Origin of the sequence: Micromonospora sp. NPDC023737 (genome assembly GCF_040639715.1) — a bacterium.
Taxonomy (GTDB): domain Bacteria; phylum Actinomycetota; class Actinomycetes; order Mycobacteriales; family Micromonosporaceae; genus Micromonospora.
The window spans coordinates 39,585-54,951 of record NZ_JBFAAL010000026.1 but is presented as its reverse complement, the minus strand read 5'-3'; the positions used below and the strand labels follow the sequence as shown (position 1 = coordinate 54,951).

The 15,367-nt window shown below is 73.1% G+C and carries 16 protein-coding genes and 1 pseudogene; 8 read left to right on the top strand and 9 right to left on the bottom strand.

Annotation, left to right across the window (positions count from 1 at the left end; translation table 11 throughout):
• Positions 1-194: 194 nt before the first annotated feature.
• Positions 195-1,214: an SMP-30/gluconolactonase/LRE family protein gene (locus AB0F98_RS30470; RefSeq protein WP_357742596.1), complete on the bottom strand. Its 1,020-nt coding sequence runs from the start codon at positions 1,212-1,214 to the stop codon at positions 195-197.
• 190 nt (positions 1,215-1,404) lie between these two features.
• Between AB0F98_RS30470 and AB0F98_RS30465 the strand changes: the two are divergent.
• Positions 1,405-1,722: pseudogene (locus AB0F98_RS30465) on the top strand (STAS domain-containing protein); the annotation flags it as partial.
• A 261-nt stretch (positions 1,723-1,983) separates the two neighbouring features.
• On the opposite strand, the gene AB0F98_RS30460 reads toward AB0F98_RS30465, so the two are convergent.
• Positions 1,984-2,376: an FKBP-type peptidyl-prolyl cis-trans isomerase gene (locus AB0F98_RS30460; RefSeq protein ID WP_355150517.1), complete on the bottom strand. Its 393-nt coding sequence runs from the start codon at positions 2,374-2,376 to the stop codon at positions 1,984-1,986.
• Positions 2,377-2,647: 271 nt separating this feature from the next.
• Here AB0F98_RS30460 and AB0F98_RS30455 point away from each other — a divergent pair, with 271 nt between their 5' ends.
• On the top strand, positions 2,648-3,634 hold the full coding sequence (locus tag AB0F98_RS30455) for a TerC family protein (RefSeq protein ID WP_357742592.1): 987 nt from the start codon (positions 2,648-2,650) through the stop codon (positions 3,632-3,634).
• A 103-nt stretch (positions 3,635-3,737) separates the two neighbouring features.
• On the opposite strand, the gene AB0F98_RS30450 is transcribed toward AB0F98_RS30455, so the two are convergent.
• The 5 genes from AB0F98_RS30450 to AB0F98_RS30430 are packed head-to-tail and all read right to left on the bottom strand — an operon-like array spanning position 3,738 to position 6,147.
• Positions 3,738-4,466, bottom strand: a complete 729-nt coding sequence (locus tag AB0F98_RS30450; RefSeq protein WP_357742589.1) for a helical backbone metal receptor — start codon at positions 4,464-4,466, stop codon at positions 3,738-3,740.
• 54 nt (positions 4,467-4,520) lie between these two features.
• Positions 4,521-5,078, bottom strand: coding sequence for a hypothetical protein (locus AB0F98_RS30445; RefSeq protein WP_357742586.1), 558 nt, complete (start codon positions 5,076-5,078; stop codon positions 4,521-4,523).
• The gene (locus AB0F98_RS30440; RefSeq protein WP_357742583.1) at positions 5,075-5,590 is read right to left on the bottom strand and encodes a DUF6286 domain-containing protein; all 516 of its coding nucleotides are present in this window, start codon (positions 5,588-5,590) and stop codon (positions 5,075-5,077) included. The genes AB0F98_RS30445 and AB0F98_RS30440 overlap by 4 nt, the downstream gene beginning before the upstream one ends.
• Before the next feature lie 24 nt (positions 5,591-5,614).
• Positions 5,615-5,950: an Asp23/Gls24 family envelope stress response protein gene (locus tag AB0F98_RS30435; RefSeq protein ID WP_357742581.1), complete on the bottom strand. Its 336-nt coding sequence runs from the start codon at positions 5,948-5,950 to the stop codon at positions 5,615-5,617.
• Positions 5,947-6,147 (bottom strand): hypothetical protein, encoded by a 201-nt coding sequence (locus AB0F98_RS30430; protein WP_357742578.1) that lies wholly within the window; start codon positions 6,145-6,147, stop codon positions 5,947-5,949. Before AB0F98_RS30430 ends, AB0F98_RS30435 begins: the two co-directional genes overlap by 4 nt.
• A 200-nt stretch (positions 6,148-6,347) precedes the next feature.
• Here AB0F98_RS30430 and AB0F98_RS30425 point away from each other — a divergent pair, with 200 nt between their 5' ends.
• Positions 6,348-7,226, top strand: coding sequence for a hypothetical protein (locus tag AB0F98_RS30425; protein ID WP_357742576.1), 879 nt, complete (start codon positions 6,348-6,350; stop codon positions 7,224-7,226).
• 1,178 nt (positions 7,227-8,404) lie between these two features.
• On the opposite strand, the gene AB0F98_RS30420 is transcribed toward AB0F98_RS30425, so the two are convergent.
• Together AB0F98_RS30420 and AB0F98_RS30415 are read right to left on the bottom strand one after the other, a co-directional pair.
• Positions 8,405-8,752 carry an Lsr2 family protein gene (locus tag AB0F98_RS30420; protein WP_357742573.1) on the bottom strand — a complete coding sequence of 116 codons (348 nt, stop codon included), beginning with the start codon at positions 8,750-8,752 and terminating at the stop codon, positions 8,405-8,407.
• A 180-nt stretch (positions 8,753-8,932) separates the two neighbouring features.
• A complete protein-coding gene (locus tag AB0F98_RS30415; protein WP_357742570.1) occupies positions 8,933-9,574 on the bottom strand; it encodes a response regulator transcription factor in 642 nt (213 codons plus the stop codon).
• Positions 9,575-9,640: 66 nt separating this feature from the next.
• On the opposite strand from AB0F98_RS30415, the gene AB0F98_RS30410 reads away from it, so the two are divergent.
• From AB0F98_RS30410 to lon, 5 genes are all read left to right on the top strand, one after another.
• Positions 9,641-10,375 carry a HAMP domain-containing sensor histidine kinase gene (locus tag AB0F98_RS30410; RefSeq protein ID WP_357742567.1) on the top strand — a complete coding sequence of 245 codons (735 nt, stop codon included), beginning with the start codon at positions 9,641-9,643 and terminating at the stop codon, positions 10,373-10,375.
• Positions 10,376-10,461: 86 nt separating this feature from the next.
• A complete protein-coding gene (locus tag AB0F98_RS30405) occupies positions 10,462-11,331 on the top strand; it encodes a manganese catalase family protein (RefSeq protein WP_357742565.1) in 870 nt (289 codons plus the stop codon).
• Positions 11,332-11,397: 66 nt separating this feature from the next.
• The gene (locus tag AB0F98_RS30400) at positions 11,398-12,522 is read left to right on the top strand and encodes a putative manganese transporter (protein ID WP_357742562.1); all 1,125 of its coding nucleotides are present in this window, start codon (positions 11,398-11,400) and stop codon (positions 12,520-12,522) included.
• Positions 12,523-12,545: 23 nt separating this feature from the next.
• Positions 12,546-12,809, top strand: coding sequence for a hypothetical protein (locus tag AB0F98_RS30395; RefSeq protein ID WP_357742559.1), 264 nt, complete (start codon positions 12,546-12,548; stop codon positions 12,807-12,809).
• Between the two features lie 38 nt (positions 12,810-12,847).
• On the top strand, positions 12,848-15,184 hold the full coding sequence (gene lon / locus AB0F98_RS30390) for an endopeptidase La (RefSeq protein WP_357742553.1): 2,337 nt from the start codon (positions 12,848-12,850) through the stop codon (positions 15,182-15,184).
• Positions 15,185-15,367 lie beyond the last annotated feature (183 nt).

The following is a 15,367-nucleotide window of genomic DNA, read 5'->3' as shown; positions in this document are numbered from 1 at the left end:
CGATCGCGGGGGGTGGGGTCCTTGGGGTGTTGTGGGGGGGGCCCGCGGACGTGTTTTGGGGGGGGCCCCCCGCGCGGCCCCCCCCCCGACTTCACGAAGGGCGAGTTGCTTTCGAGGCGTCGTGCTGCGCCCGACCGCGCCGGGTTGGCACCGGAGCACGCCGCGTGTGCGCGGCACTTCCCGAGCGCCGGCGGTCAGGTGAGCCGGACACGCGCGATGCCCGGGCCGATCAAGCTGCCGAGCCAGAGCACGTCGCCGTGCTGGCGTACCCCCGTGATCATCCAGTAGTCACCGCGCGGACCGTGCAGCGTACGGCGGACGGCGCCCTCGCCGTCGACCAGCGCGACCAGGCCGTAGCGTCGTGGTTGGGGCTGCATGGCGTCGGGTAGCAGCGCGGCCAGCTGGCGCAGCCGGGGGTGCGGCAGCAGCCGCTCGGCCACCGCCACCCGGGGGCTGGGCAGCGCGATCCAGTACGTGCCGTCGCCCACGGCCGAGAGATTGTCCGGGTACGCGGGCAGGTCGGTCAGGACGCGGACCGCGCCGCCGGGAAGCTCGACCCGGAGCAGCCGGTGGGTGGTCGTCTCCACCAGCATCAGCGCCGACTCGTCCGGAGTCAGCGCGATGCCGTTCGGGAAGTAGAGACCCTCCACCACCACCTCGGCGCGTCGAGCCCCAGGCCGGTACGCGAGCACCCGGCCGTTCGGCCGGTGCTCCAGCAGGTCCCGCTTCCAGTGCGACACGGGGAACCGATCCGAGCTGTCGGTGAAGTAGATGGTGCCGTCCCGGGCCACGGCGGCGTTGTTGGCCAGGTGTACCGGTGGGGCCGTCCCGGTCAGCTCGTGCACCGACCCGTCCGGGGTGACCCGCAGCAGCCCCCGGTAGGCGTCGCAGACCACCAGCCCGCCGCTGCACGGGTCGAGTTCGATACCGAGCGGCCGGCCACCGGTCTCGGCCAGCAGCCGCGGGCGGGTTCCCGGTGCCGCGTCCGCCGGCCACCACCACAGCCGCCCGTCCTCGTCGCCACTGAGCACCCGGCCGGCCGGGTCCACGACCACGTCCTCGGGGCCGACCGCGCCGTCCGGCAGCGGCAACAGCTCGACCGCGTCGAGCCGCCGGTCGGTTGGGGCCCACGAACCGGTCAGCGCGGGCGGAACGGTGGCCGGCTCACGGACCGGTCGGATCAGCCGGGGCGGCCGGGGGCGCAGGACGAGCATCCATGCATTGTCACCCGCCGATTCCCTGATGTGCCGTCACCAGGCCGGTCGGCGTTGCGGCGCGTCGGCGCAACCCGTACGTTCCGGCTCGCGGGGGATCAGGGTCCGGTCGGGGTACGACCCTGGGCGTACCCCGAATCACTCTTCAGCAGGAACCGGACTGTCGGTGGTCGAGACTAGATTGGACAGCATGGGAGAGCAGCTCAGCGACCGTTTCCACGTGCAGGTGAGCGTGGGCGACGAGAGCGTGGACGTGCGCGCGATCGGCGAGATCGACGTCGCCACCGTGGGGGCGCTCCGCTCGGCGCTCTGGGCCGCGCCGTCGCGGCCGGTGCTGCGCGTGGACCTGGCCGGCGTCCGGCTGCTCTCCGCCGCCGGGGTGCGGGCGCTGGCCGCCGCGCACCTGCGCGTGCGCGCGCAGGGCGGCGAGCTCGTGCTGGTCGACCCGGATCCGGTGGTGGCCCGGGTGCTCCGGGTCACCGGGCTGCACCGGGTCGTCCCGGTCGTCCAGTCGTCCGGGCCGGCCGCGGGCCCGCCCGCGCAGCCCACCTCGCTACCGCGATCCGCGGCGCCGGTCCCACCGACCGCCGCCCCCGCTCCGTCGTCGGCCACACCTGTCGAATCGTCGGTGCCGGCGCCGCGTCCGGCACGGCCCGGGCCGCTGGCGCGGCAGCTGGTGCTGGTGGCCGCCTGAACTCGACGTCGGCCGGGAGCGGACACCGAGCGGCGAGCGGGGCCGCCGACGTCGGTCGACGGCCCCGGCGAGTGGTCAGCGGACGCCGAGCAGGTCCACCACGAAGATCAGGGTCTCGCCCGGTCGGATGACGCCGGCGGCGCCCCGGTCGCCGTAACCCAGGTGCGGCGGGATGACCAGCCGGCGGCGGCCGCCGACGCGCATGCCGACCACGCCCTGGTCCCACCCGGCGATGACCTGTCCGCCGCCCAACGGGAACTCGAACGGCTCGCCCCGGTTCCAGGACGAGTCGAACTCGCGCCCGCTCGCGTGTCCGACGCCGACGTAGTGCACGGTGGCCAACTGCCCCGGCTGGGCCTCCGGGCCGTCGCCGACGGTGAGGTCCTCGACCACGAGGTCGGCGGGGGGCGCGCCCTCGATCGGGGCGACGTCGGGCTTGCCCGAGCGGGCACCTGCTGGCTGGTTCATCCGGAAGTCTCCTGCCGTGTTGGGTCATGTGGCCCGGTCAGCTCCGATCCTGCCGGATAGCGCGGGGCCGATGTGCGGCAGCCCGCCACCGTGTCGCGGCGGACCAGCGCGTACGCGGACCGGACCGGACGGCGCGGACCGATCTCGTCCGAGCTGTCCCGCCGCCCGCGCCGTTGAAATAGGCTCGCGGTAGCCCCCCGCCTCAATCCGTCGTCGCCGCGCCGAGCGGCGGAGACGACCCCGGGGAAGCGGTCGATGCGGAGGGCGCCGGGTGGGCGACGCGACGTTCCCAGCGCCGCCCTGGGCCTGGGCGGCGGTCAGTGTGGTCATCGCGATCATGCTCGCGGTGGATGTGCTCTCGCATCGGGACAACCACGTCATCGAGCTGCGCGAGGCGCTGATCTGGAGCGCCGTCTGGATCGGCGCCGGCCTCCTCTTCGGCCTGGTCATCTGGTTCTGGCGCGGCGGCGAGCCGGCGGTCGCGTACTACTCGGGATACCTGTTGGAGAAGGCGCTGTCGGTGGACAACGTCTTCGTCTTCGCCCTGCTCTTCGGCTACTTCCGGGTCCCCGCCGGCTACCAGCACAAGGTGTTGTTCTGGGGTGTGCTCGGGGCGTTGGTGTTCCGGCTGGGCTTCATTCTCGCCGGCGCCGAGCTGCTGCGGCGGCTGGCCTGGGCCGGCGCGGTGCTCGGCGCTTTCCTGATCTGGACCGGCTGGCGGTTGGCCGTACGCGGCGAACCCGACGTGAACCCGGAACGCAACCGGGTGGTGCGGCTGTTCCGCCGGCTGGTCCCGACCGCACCCAGCTACCACGGTGACCGGTTCACGGTACGCATCGACGGCCGACGCCAGGCGACCCTGCTACTGGTGTCGCTCGTCGCGATCGAAGCCACCGACGTGGTCTTCGCGATCGACTCGGTGGCCGCGATCCTGTCCATCACCACCAACACGTTCCTGGTCTGGACGGCGAACGCCTTCGCCGTGCTGGGGCTGCGCAGCCTCTACTTCTGCCTCGCCGGGCTGCTGCGTCACTTCGGCTACCTGCGGTACGGCCTGGCGGTGCTGCTGGCCTTCGCCGGGCTGAAGCTGATCCTCGCCGAGACGCCCGTGGGAAAGCTGCCGCTCTGGATCACGTTCGCGGTGGTGGTGCTGACCCTGTCGGCGTCGATCGGGTGGAGCGCACTGTCGGTCCGGCGGGGACGGAGCCGGGCCCGCGGCCGTTCGGCGGACCGCCGGGCCGAGGGTGGGGAGCCCTGACGCCGGGATCCGTTGCGCGACGGCAGCGCGCGACCGATCACCACCTGGCCGGCGACCTGCCGTGCCGGCGGCGGCGGTCGAGCGGGTGATCGACCCGGCCAGCTCAGACCGGGGCGGTCACCGGCCGGGCCAGCTGCGCGGCGAGCACCGCGGGCGCCTCGGCCAACGACGGTCCGTACCAGGTCAGATGCCGGCCGGAGAGTAGGGCGCAGGGCTTACCGGGGAAGGCGTCGGGGCCGTCGTCGGCGGTGAAGCGGTACGGCTCGTCGGGGAGCACCACGAGTTCCGCGTCGACGTCGCGTAGCTCGGCGAGCTCCGGGCGGGGGTAACGCTCGGGGTGTCCCTCGTAGAGGTTCACCGTCCCCAACCGGCGCAGCACGTCCCCGGCGAACGTGTCGGATCCGAGGACCACCCAGGGGCGACGCCAGACCGGCACCACCGCCCGGCGGGCCGGCGACAACCGCGGCGGGTCGGCCCAGGCACGGCGGGCGGCGCCGAGCCAGGCCGGCTCCGCCGTCGCGCCGAGGTCGGCGAGCAGTTCGGTCAGCTCGGTGAGGGCCTCCGGCACGGTACGCGGGTAGGTGACCCGCACCGGCACCCCCGCCGCGACCAGCGCGTCGGCGTCCTCCCGGCGGTTCTCCTCGACGTTGAGCAGCACGAGGTCCGGGCGCAGCGCCAGCACCCGAGCCAGGTCGGGGTACTTGCTGCCGCCCACCCGCGGCACGTCCAGCCCCGCCGGGTGGGTGCACCAGTCGGTGGCGCCGACCAGCACGCCGGGCAGGGTGACCGCCACGGCCTCGGTGAGCGACGGTACGAGCGACACGACCCGCACGCTCCACCTCCAGGTCTCGGTGCTCCGGCGACCGAGCGGGAACCGGTGGGTCGATCATGCCTGGCCGGCGTCGACCAGCGCGGTCACGTCGAGGTGGGCGGGGCGGCAATCGGCGGTGTCGACGTAGCGGCGGACCGCGGTGCTCACATGCTCCCGCAGGCCGGCGGTGCGCGTGCCGGCCACGATCTCCACGCGGAGCCACAGGTCGGGCCGGTGCGGATCGCCGGTGAGCACCACCCGTGCCCGACGTATCCGCGGATCGCCGGTCAGGTCGCGTTCCAGCGCCCGGGCGAGCGCCGCGGCGGCCAGCCGGGTCCGCCCGCGCCGGCCCGGGTGGACGAGTGTGCCGCGCCGATCCTCGCCGCTTCCGCGCAGCTCCCGGAGCAGCAGCCACAGCCCGCTCACCGCGGCGAGCAGCCCGGCGACCGCCACGGCCAGTGCGCCCCAGGGCGCGGCGAGCCGCCAGGAGCGGCGTAGCCCCGCGCCGAGCAGCACCGCGCCGGAGTCCCCGCCGGGGATTCGACCGAGGTTCAGCGCCAGCGCGACGCCGCCGAGCGCGACCAGCAGCAATGCCACGACGGTCCAGAGCACCCGGTGCGCGGCGTTGGTCACGCCGCCCGCCGGGGGAGCAACCGCACCTCGATCCGGCTGGGTCGGGCAACGGCCAGCCGGTGCAGTTCCTGACGCACGGCGAACTCGACCTCGCCGCGGGTCGCCGGGTCACCGACGACCGCCACCCGCGGTCGCCACTCGGCGCCGTGCCGGCGTACCCGGACCCGGGCCCGCCGTACACCCGGAACCGAACCGGCGGCCACGGTAAGCCGCCGCTCCAGGCAACGGCGGTGCAGGTGCCAGCCGGCCCCGGCGTCCACCCGCAGGGGTGTCCACCGCCGCAGCTCGGCGGCGAGGAGGCAGAGCCCGAGCAGGAGGACGCCGATCGCCGCCGCGCGTACGGCCGGCTCGTCCCACCGGGTCCCGCCGAGGGCCGCGGCCCAGCCGGCGAGGTCGACGATGAGCGCCGGGCGGCCGGCCGCGGACAGCAGCGCCTCCACGGCCAGTAGTACGCCGCCGACGAGCAGGAGGACGGCGAGCAGCAGCGTGGCCAGCCGGTTGGCGGTACGCATCTCAACCTCCGGCGGTCCGGCCGGTCACGTCGGCACCGGTACGTCCACGCCCGGTACGACGACGTCCTGCACCGTGACGGTGACTTCCCGTACGGCCAGCCCGGTTGACGACTGCACCCGGTCGATCACCGCGTCCCGGATCGCGTCGGCCACGGTCAGCACGCTCTGGCCGTACCAGGTGACGACGTCCACGTCGACGCTCACCGTCCGGTCGTCGAGGCGGACCGCCACGCCGTACGGCCGGGCCGGCACGGTGACCAGCGTGTGCACGCCGGTGGCCCGGCCGGCCGCGTGGGCGCTGATCCGTGCGACGGCGTCCGGGGTGATCCGGGTGGGAGTCCGGTCGATCGGGTAGCTCATCGCTGCCTCCCTGTCGGTCCCCGCCGCCGTGCGGCCCGGTCGCCGAGGCCGGTCGCCGCGACGTCGCCGCCCAGCACCCGGCCGCCGAGCCACCCGACGACACCGGCCAGCAGGGTGATGCCGGCGATCCCCGCGCCGGCCAACACCCAGACGGCCACCAGCAGGAGACCGGCGAGCAAGCCGAATCGTCGCGACATGGCACCTCCCGACCGGCGCGCTACCGGCGTGGATGTGGATACACGCTCGCCGCGAGTCGGAACATGACCGATCTGTGATTCAGCTCACACCTATTGAGTTTCGCTGGTCGTGGCTCCGGCCGGGGCCGCACCGGCGACGCGCCCCTCATGATCCACCCCTAGACTCGGCCGGTCGACGAATCGGCGGATGGATCAGGCGGATGACGATCACCGGCAGTGACGAGGGCAGGCTTCTGCGGGCGCTGCCCCTGGCGGGCGGGCGCGCCCCGCTGCTCCACCGCGCCGGTCACCAGGTGTACCCCGCGCACCGGCTCGGCGAGCTCGTACCGGGACGTCCGCCGGGTGTCACCGGCAACCAGTGGAGTACGGCCAGCCGCGAGGGATACGACCTCGTCATCTGTTCCGGCGACACCGGTCGGATCCTCGCCGCGGTCGAGATCGGTCCCGCCGTGCCGGGAGGCTCGCCGGCGCAGCGGGCCGAGCGGATGAAGGCCACGGTCGCCGCGGCGGCCGGGCTGCCGGTGCTGCGAATCGAGTCGTCGACACTGCGACCCGCCGACCACGGTCGTCGCCTGGTGGAGTACGTCCTCGACGCGCGCGACTACGCCGCGGCGACCCCGCCCGACCCGGAGGGGCCCGCGCCGACCGGGTTCCGCGAGATCCTCGGCAGGCTCCCCGACGGGCGTACGGGGCACGTGAACGATCTGGGCGCGCTGGCCCGGGCGGCCGCCGTGGAGGCGTACGTCTCCCGCCGGCTGGTCGACCCCATCGTGCGCGGCCTGCACGTGCGGTGGTCCGGTGGACCGGCAGAGGGGTGGAGCTGGGTGGAGGTCCGCCCCGGACGCTGCCTGGTCGAGCGGGTGACGGTCCGGGGGCACGGCTTCTCCTGCGGCATCGACTCCGCGCAGCTGGCCGAGGACCTCGCCGCGGTCGCGATCGGCGAGCGGCTGCGTGACCTGGACGACGTGGAGCCGGAGCTCGTCGACAGGGACGCACTGCGGGCCGACATCCTCGCCCTACAGTCCCGGCGGGACGAACTGGTCGGCGGTTTCGCCTTCGACCATCTCTGCGCCGACTGAGTTCGTCGGCTCCGTCGGTGCCGCCCCTACGACCTGACCAGCGGCTATCAGTACCCGTCCGGGGCGGTCGGTGACCGCCCGGACAATTTTTCCGGTGACTCGTTGAACCCCTGACCGCGGACGTTCCGTACCTCAGCGGGAATGGACGGGATCTCTCCCGTCCGTGGCGCCGGAGGCGGGAGAAGGTACGGAAATGGCATCCTTGGCCATCGACGTGTGACGGTACGCCAGCGTTGTGGACTCGGCGTGCGCGCAATTCCGACGGCCGGCGCGGCACGGACCCCCCGGATCGCGAGGAGAGCAATTCGATGCGCAGGTCCACGGACGCACCAGTCGCCCGGTAACGCACGGAGCAGGCGCCTGCCGGCCGTGATCGGCACCCTCGCGGTCTTCGGCGGGATCGTCGCCGTGACCCGGATATCCGCGGCCGGGGAACGCGGTCCGGTAATCCTCGGCCGGTGGCGGGAACCTGTGCGCAACCGAGTCCCGGCGGGACGGCGCCGGATGGCCGCGACTCCACCAGCCGCACCTGGCAGGACGCTCGGTGGGTACGCAACCACTGGGGCGACGGAGAGCAGTGCCAACCGGGGACGGGCGGTGGCGGCGGCTCGGGAAGCTCCGCGATCGCCTGTTCGGATGTGGCCGGTCAGCTCCCCGAGGTGCCCCGTCGCGTCCGGGCCGAGGGCTGGCCCGGATCACCACCGCCGTCGACCGGTTCGGGCCGCGCCCGCAGAACCTCGCCCGTGTCGCCGAGTGCCAGGTCGCGCCGGTGGGCGGCGGTGGGACTGACGACGGCGGTGGCACCGGCGGGCCGGGCGCCGGCCTGGAGGTGCTCGCGAACAACTGCGACGACAGCCGGCTGAAGGCAACACGATGGCTTCCAGAACGGCGACCGCTGTGTCAGCACCGCCTTCGGCGAGGTCGGCGCCGCCGCCGGTTGCCGATGATGGAGCGGGCCAACCAGCCCCCGCCTTCGACGCGGTGCGCATCCAGGTCGGCTGAGCGCCGGATCGGGCACGGCCGGGCCGCCCGGGCCGATCCCGGGCGGCCCGGCTCTGCACCTGGGCCTGCCCGGCATCACGAATACGTCCGGCCGGCCCCTGCGGGCCGGCCGGGTGGATGCCCTGCTGGCGACGCTCCCCGCCGCGACGAAACGTCGCGCGCCGACGCGAGCAGGATCAGCGGTTCTTGTACGCCTCGGCGACCTCGACCGGGATCCGACCCCGTTCGGAGATCCGGTAACCGTTCTTGGCGGCCCATTCGCGGATGGCGCGGTTCTGCTCCCGATCCATTCCCGCGCCACCGATCCGGACCGCCCGCCGTCCACCGCGGGCGCTCTCCACATTGCCGCGCCCGATGCGCCGACCGGCGGTGATGTAAGGGTCGAGCGCCTTGCGCAGCACGCCGGCGTTCTCGTCCGAGACGTCGATGGTGTAGCCGACGCCGTCGAGGCTGAACTCGACGGTCCGGTCGGCCTTTCCACCATCGAGGTCGTCGGTCAGCACCGTGATTACTTTTCTGGCCATCGCCGATTACTCCCTGTCTGGGGCGGGGTGTGTTCCAAAGTTTGACGTACGATCCCGGTAAACCGCAAGAATACGGTCGATTCATTTCGGCGGGTCGTGTTTTCGCGCCACCAATAGTGTGCCTGACCGGGTAATCGGTCCCGCCACCAGATCGGTGGGCCGTGGAATCGGCCCGACCGTTCATTCGCCGAGCAGACCCACCTGGCCGGCGAGAGCGGCGGCCTCGGCCCGGCTGGAGACCCGCAGTTTCCGCAGCAGAGCGGCGATCATCCGCTTCACGGTCCGTTCCGACACGTGCAGGTCTTCGGCGATCTCGACGGTGCTGCGGCCGGTGGCTACGGCCCGCAGCAGACGACGCTCCTCGACGTCCAGGTCGATCGCGGCGGACCGGGTCGGTCGTAGCAGTGCACGCAGCAGTTCCGACGGGAGCACCGCCCAGCCGTCGAGGATCGCCAGCAGCGGCGGCAGCAACTCCTCGGGTTGGCTGCTCTTCGGCAGGTACCCCTCGGCGCCGGCTCGCAGCGCCTCCAGCGCCGGGGCCGGGTCGTCGCCGCCCGACATGGCCACGACACGTACCCGGGGCGTGGTCCGCCGGATGGCGGCCACGGCGCGCACGCCGCCCGGCGGCGGCATGTGCAGGTCGACCAGGGCCAGGTCCGGATGGCAGCGGCTCACCAGCGAGGCGGCCGCCGAGGCGTCACCGGTCGAGCCCACGACCTCCACCCGCTTGTCGGTCGTGGCGGGCAGCAGAAGTTCGAGCCCGCGTACGAAGAGCGGGTGGTCGTCGACGACGACGAGCCGAATGGTGGGCGCGTCGGGCATGTCTGGTCCCTTCCCGAGCGGGTACCGATCATGCGGGTACGCACCGGTACGGAGGGAGCGGGTCGGATGCGCGGACGGTACGGGTTGGCGGCGGTGCTGCGAGGTTTCCGGCGGGTCGAGCCGGCCGGTGAAGAAGTGGACCAGCTGACCCCTAGCGACCCGGAACTGCTGCTGCGCGTGCTCTGTCACGAGTTCCGTACCCCGGTCAGCTCGCTGACGTCGCTGACCGGGGCTCTCGCCGACGAGCGCCGGGAGCTGACCGCCGCCGACCGCCGGGCGATCATCCGACTCGCGCGGGACCAGGCAGCCCACCTGCAGGCGCTGCTCCGTGACGCGACCGCCGGCACCGGCGCGCTGACCCCGGCGGAGCCGGAGACGCTCGTGCCGCTCGGCGAGCTCCTGCGGGAGGCCGCCGCCCTGGTGCCCGTGCACCGGCGACGGGTCCGGGCCACCCGGCGGGCGGGAGGGTGCCCGGTGCCGGCAGGACGCCTTCGGCAGGTGCTGGTCAACCTGGTTGAGAACGCGCTGCGGCACGGGCCTCGCGACGGTCAGGTGGGGATCTACGCCACGCTGCGCCGCTCCGGGCTCAGCCTGCTGGTGACGAACGAGGGACGGGTGGCGGTGAGCCTGCTGGAGGCGCTGCGCCGGCCGCAGCCGGGCGCTGGCATGTCCGGGCTCGGCCTGTGGATCGTCCGCCGGCTCGTCGCGGCCGACGGCGGTTCGGTGCACGTGCACCGGCTCCGCCCACGCGGTGTGGCGATAGAGGTGCTGCTGCCGCAGGTCGCGCCCATCCGCGGTTGACCCGGCTGGGCCGCCGGTTGGCCCGGCCGGGCCAGCGATGCGGGAACCATACCGGTGCCACATCGTCGCGGTACCGAGGAGGATCCTTGTTCACTCACCTGAAGGACCTGCAGTTCGAGGCGAAGCCGGACGGTCCGGACGCCGCGTTCGCCCGTCGGCTACAGGAGATCCTGGGCGGCAAGTGGGGCGAGATGACCGTCGCCAACCAGTACCTCTACCAGGGCTGGAACTGCCGCCTGCCCGGCAAGTACAAGGACCTGTTCCTCGACGTCGGCACCGAGGAGATGGGTCACGTCGAGATGATCGCCACGATGATCACCCGGCTGCTCGAGAACGCGCCCCTGTCCCTGCAGGAAGCGGCCGAGCACAACCCGATGGTGGGGGCGATCTACGGCGGCTCCAACCCGGCGCACTTCATCCACGGCGGCGGCGGAGCGTTGCCGGTGGACAGCGTCGGGGTGCCCTGGAACGGCTCGTACATCACCGCCAGTGGCAACCTGCTGGCCGACTTCTACCTCAACGTCACGGCCGAGGCTCAGGGGCGGCTGCAGGTGGCCCGACTGTTCAACATGACCGACGACCCGGGGGTCAAGCAGATGCTGCGTTTCCTGCTGGCCCGGGACACCATGCACCAGAACATGTGGATGGCCGCGATCGAGCAGCTCAAGGAGGACGGCCTGGAGGAGATGCCGGTGCCGGACGCCTTCCCCGACTCGTCCGAGTTGACCGAGCAGTTCGGCTACACCTACCTGGACTTCTCACCCGGCACCGACGCCTCCCAGGGGCGCTGGGCGTCCGGGCCGGCGCCGGACGGCAAGGGCCAGTTCCAGTACGACAACAGCCCGCGGGCGCACGCGCCGGAACCGGTGCTGCCGCCCGGGGACCCGCGCCTGTACGGCACCAACCCGGGCATGGTCGGCAAGGTCGCCACCAAGGTCAAGAGCAAGCTCACCTGATGTCGCCGCGCCGGGCCGCCCACCTGGCGGGCGGCCCGGCGGCATCCGTCCTGGCGGAGGTGTGCCGTGACCGAACTCTTGCTTCGTCCGCTCGCGGACGCGTTCATGCAGGTGGGCGTCTACGTCGCCGTCATGGTGGCGCTCTTCGGCTGGCTGCGTTGGCGCTACGGCGACCGGGCCACCGACGGCCTCACCAAGCATCCCCGGCTCGGGCCGCTGGTCGGGGCGCTGCTCGGCGTGAGTCCCGGCTGCGGTGGGGCGATCATCCTGATGCCGCTGTACGCGCGTGGGAAGGTCTCCTTCGGCACCGTCATCGCCGCTCTCGCCGCGACCATGGGTGACTCCTCCTGGGTCGTGATCGCCTGGAACCCGCTCTTCGCGCTCAAGATCCATCTGCTGCTCTTCGCGGTGGGGCTGGTCACCGGGTACGTCGTGGACGCGCTCGGCATCGACCCGGCGCGCCGCGGTCGGCGCGCCGCAGCGGAGGCGGCCCGTATCGACGCGCCTGCCGCCCCGGCCGGTCTGGTGGCCGCCGGTGGGCCGGATCCCGGCGCGTCCCGGCGGGTGCTCGGCGGGCTGCTGCCCCGGGTGCCGGCCGCCAAGGCGTTCTGGGGACTGACCACGCCCGCCTTCGCGGTTTCGGTACCGGTGGTCTTCCAGATGGTGGATCCGGGCACCCTGACCCGTGCGTTCGGCGGTATCGACCCGTACCTGGCACTCGGGGTGCTCGGCACGTGCACGGCGGTGCTGATCTTCGCGGCCGGCCGGGGGCGGTTCGCCGACGACACCCTCGAGACGGCGCATCCGCAGTCGTTCCGAGCGACGCTGCGACACAGCGCGCACGAGGCGTCCTTCATCACCGTCTGGGTGGCCGTGGCGTACGTCGGCTGGCAGGTGTTCACCACGACCACCGGTTTCGACGGGTCCCAGCTCGCGCTGACCGGATTGCTGGGCGTGCTGGTCGGCGCCGGGATCGGGTTGATTCCCGGCTGTGCGGTGCAGATCGTCTTCACCGGTCTCTACGTCAGCGGCGGGCTGCCGCTGCCCACCCTGGTGGCCAACGCGCTCAGTCAGGACGGTGACGCGCTGATCCCGCTCGCCGCACTGCGCCGGCATTCCGCCCTGCTGGCCACCGTGATCACCACCATTCCGGCCGCGGCCGTCGGCGCCGCGCTGCTGGTCCTGCTCTGACGACCCGGAAAGAGGTGTCGAAGATGCCGTCGCATCCGTTGGTCCCGATCGCCCGCACGCGAGTGAAGCTGGCCGTCTCCGGCATGCTGACCGTCGGCGCCGTGACCGCCGGGCTGCCCGCCTGGACGGTGGCCGCACTCGCTCTGACCAGCATCGCGATCCCGGTCGCGGTGGTGCTCGCCGGGGGCGGCCCGCTGCTGCGGGAACTGCTGCTGCCGGTGCCTGGCAGCCGCACCGGAAGTGGCCTGGCTCACACGCCGGAAGAAAGTGAACGCCTCGTGACTTGAGTCAGACACGCTCAACTCAATGCGATGGCAGGTGTTCGATGGCAACTCTTCCGGTACTTCCTCTGACCGATGCCGTGCTGCTGCCCGGCATGGTCATCCCGGTGACCCTCGACCCGACCACTCAGGCCGCGGTCGACGCGGCCCGCGCCTCCGGCGACCGAACGCTGCTGGCCGTGCCCCGTATCGACGGAGAGTACGGCCCCGTCGGCGTCGTGGCCACCATCGAGAAGGTCGGCCGGCTGCCCAGCGGGGAGCCCGCCGCCGTGATCCGTGGTCTGTCGCGCGCCCGCATCGGCTCCGGCGTACCCGGACCGGGGGCCGCGCTCTGGGTCGAGGCCACCGAGATCTCCGAACCCACCCCCGCCGGCCGGGCCCGCGAACTCGCCCGCGAGTACCGCGCCCTGGTGTCTTCGCTGCTCCAGCAGCGTGGGGCCTGGCAGGTCATCGACGCGATCGAGCGGATGACCGATCTCTCCGAGCTCGCCGACTCCGCCGGCTACGCGCCCTGGCTGAGCCTGGAGCAGAAGAACGAACTGCTCGCCGCCCCGGACGTCACCACCCGGCTGGAGCTGCTTGTCGGCTGGGTGAAGGAGCACCTGGCCGAGCAGGAGGTCACCGAGCAGATCAACAACGACGTGCGGGAGGGGCTGGAGAAGTCGCAGCGGGAGTTCCTGCTGCGTCAGCAGCTCGCCGCGATCCGCAAGGAGCTCGGTGAGGACGAGCCGGACGGCTCGGCCGACTACCGGACCCGTGTCGAGGCCGCCGACCTGCCCGAGAAGGTGCGCGAGGCGGCACTGCGCGAGGTCGGCAAGCTCGAGCGGGCCAGCGACGCCTCCCCGGAGGCGGGTTGGATCCGCACCTGGCTGGACACGGTCCTCGAGATGCCGTGGAACACGCGTACCACCGACAACACGGACCTGGCCGCGGCGCGGGCGGTGCTCGACGCCGACCACTCCGGCCTGCCGGACGTGAAGGACCGCATCCTGGAGTACCTGGCGGTGCGTAACCGGCGTGCCGAGCGCAACCTCGGCGTGGTCGGCGGACGTGGCTCCGGCGCGGTGCTCGCTTTGGCCGGACCTCCCGGTGTCGGCAAGACCAGCCTCGGCGAGTCGGTCGCCCGGGCGCTCGGGCGCAACTTCGTCCGGGTGTCCCTCGGTGGCGTACGAGACGAGGCGGAGATCCGTGGCCACCGGCGCACCTACGTCGGCGCGCTGCCCGGCCGGATCGTCCGTGCCCTGCGCGAGGCGGGCTCGATGAACCCGGTCGTGCTCCTCGACGAGGTGGACAAGCTGGCCGCCGGATACGCCGGTGACCCGGCCGCCGCGCTGCTGGAGGTGCTGGACCCGGCGCAGAACCACACCTTCCGGGACCATTACCTGGAGGTCGACCTCGACCTGTCCGACGTGCTCTTCCTGGCCACCGCGAACGTGGTGGAGACCATCCCCGGCCCGCTGCTGGACCGGATGGAGCTGGTCACCCTGGACGGCTACACGGAGGACGAGAAGGTGGCCATCGCCCGCGACCACCTGCTGCCCCGGCAGCGGGAGCGGGCCGGGCTGACCGCCGACGAGGTGACCGTGGCCGACGAGGCGCTCGCCCAGATCGCGGGGGAGTACACCCGGGAGGCCGGTGTCCGGCAGCTCGAGCGTGCGCTCGCCAAGATCCTGCGCAAGGTGGCGGTGGCCCTGGCCACCGACCCGACGCCGGTCCAGGTGGACACCGGCAACCTGGCCCGCTACCTGGGCCGGCCGAAGTTCACCCCGGAGTCGGCGGAGCGCACCGCGGTACCCGGTGTGGCCACCGGCCTCGCCGTCACCGGTGCCGGTGGGGACGTGCTCTTCATCGAGGCGACCAGCATGGAGGGCGAGCCGGGGCTGACCCTGACCGGCCAGCTCGGCGACGTGATGAAGGAGTCGGCCCACATCGCGCTGTCCTACCTGCGGTCCAACGGGCGACGCCTCGGCATCGACCCGAACGCCCTGGCCGGGCGCCGGATCCACGTGCACTTCCCGGCGGGAGCGGTGCCCAAGGACGGCCCCAGCGCCGGCATCACGATGGTCACCGCACTGGCCTCGCTGGTGACCGGCCGGCCGGTCCGGCCCGAGTTCGGGATGACCGGTGAGGTGACCCTCTCCGGGCGGGTGCTGCCCATCGGCGGGGTGAAGCAGAAGCTGCTCGCCGCGCACCGGGCGGGCCTGACCGAAGTGATCATCCCGAAGCGCAACGAGCCGGACCTGGACGACCTGCCCACCGAGGTCCGTGAGGCGCTGACCATCCACACCCTCTCCGATGTCGCCGACGTGCTCGCCCTGGCGCTGCGCCCGGCCGAGATCGACACGGAGTCGCTGGACGGCCCGGCGCTCGCCGCGGCCTGACGCGTCACCGAAGGGCCCCCTGCCGAATCCCGAACGGGATGGCAGGGGGCCCTTCCTGGCATCAGGGGACCGCAGTGGTGGTCAGGGCCGGTCGTGCCGGTCGCCGTCGCGGTCCCGCCGCTCACGGCGGTCGCCCCCGTACGGCCGCTCCCGGCGGTCAGCGCCGTACGGCCGGTCGCGGCG

Bases quoted from the DNA above. Each gene is read 5' to 3' on its own strand.
- AB0F98_RS30470 (WP_357742596.1), bottom strand. From the start codon at position 1,214: ATGCTCGTCCTGCGCCCCCGGCCGCCCCGGCTGATCCGACCGGTCCGT.
- AB0F98_RS30460 (WP_355150517.1), bottom strand. From the start codon at position 2,376: ATGAACCAGCCAGCAGGTGCCCGCTCGGGCAAGCCCGACGTCGCCCCG.
- AB0F98_RS30440 (WP_357742583.1), bottom strand. From the start codon at position 5,590: ATGCGTACCGCCAACCGGCTGGCCACGCTGCTGCTCGCCGTCCTCCTG.
- AB0F98_RS30435 (WP_357742581.1), bottom strand. From the start codon at position 5,950: ATGAGCTACCCGATCGACCGGACTCCCACCCGGATCACCCCGGACGCC.
- AB0F98_RS30430 (WP_357742578.1), bottom strand. From the start codon at position 6,147: ATGTCGCGACGATTCGGCTTGCTCGCCGGTCTCCTGCTGGTGGCCGTC.
- AB0F98_RS30425 (WP_357742576.1), top strand. From the start codon at position 6,348: ATGACGATCACCGGCAGTGACGAGGGCAGGCTTCTGCGGGCGCTGCCC.
- AB0F98_RS30420 (WP_357742573.1), bottom strand. From the start codon at position 8,752: ATGGCCAGAAAAGTAATCACGGTGCTGACCGACGACCTCGATGGTGGA.
- AB0F98_RS30415 (WP_357742570.1), bottom strand. From the start codon at position 9,574: ATGCCCGACGCGCCCACCATTCGGCTCGTCGTCGTCGACGACCACCCG.
- AB0F98_RS30410 (WP_357742567.1), top strand. From the start codon at position 9,641: ATGCGCGGACGGTACGGGTTGGCGGCGGTGCTGCGAGGTTTCCGGCGG.
- AB0F98_RS30395 (WP_357742559.1), top strand. From the start codon at position 12,546: ATGCCGTCGCATCCGTTGGTCCCGATCGCCCGCACGCGAGTGAAGCTG.
- lon (WP_357742553.1), top strand. From the start codon at position 12,848: ATGGCAACTCTTCCGGTACTTCCTCTGACCGATGCCGTGCTGCTGCCC.